We start from the raw sequence: 405 nt of genomic DNA, 5'->3' as shown, positions 1-405 counted from the left end.
CCTTGATCTCGGCCAGCGGCACGCGCTGCTTGGCCGCCGCTATCTCCTCGCGTTTGTAGGCTTCGATCTTGCGCAGAATGTCGGACAAGGGCTCTACTCGTTCGAAATTTCAACCAGCCGACCGAGCACTTGGAGCGCGCGGCCGCTGTCGATGGCTTGCGCTGCGCTCGCCATGCCGTCGGCGAGCGTCGTCGCCTTGCCGGCCACCACCAGGCCGGCGCCCGCATTCATCAGCACGGTGTCGCGATAGGCGCCCGCAGCACCTGCCAGCATGTCGCGCAGCGCCTTGGCGTTGTAGGCCGCGTCGCCGCCGCGCAACTCGTCCTTGGTGTGGCGCTGCAGGCCGACCGCTTCGGGGGTGAGCGCGAAGGTGCGGATCTCGCCGCCGGCAAGTTCCGCCACCTG

At 68.4% G+C, this 405-nt stretch carries 2 pseudogenes; both read right to left on the bottom strand.

The features are described 5' to 3' along the window. Window positions 1-88 (bottom strand): annotated as a pseudogene (locus EOA28_RS38375) (indole-3-glycerol-phosphate synthase TrpC); the annotation flags it as partial. A gap of 5 nt (window positions 89-93) precedes the next feature. Continuing rightward, window positions 94-405, bottom strand: a pseudogene (locus tag EOA28_RS38370) (anthranilate phosphoribosyltransferase); the annotation flags it as partial.

This window comes from Mesorhizobium sp. M2A.F.Ca.ET.067.02.1.1, assembly GCF_004023285.1.
Taxonomy (GTDB): Bacteria; Pseudomonadota; Alphaproteobacteria; order Rhizobiales; family Rhizobiaceae; genus Mesorhizobium.
The sequence above is the reverse complement of the archived record's forward strand: the minus strand, read 5'-3'. Positions and strand labels throughout refer to the sequence as shown.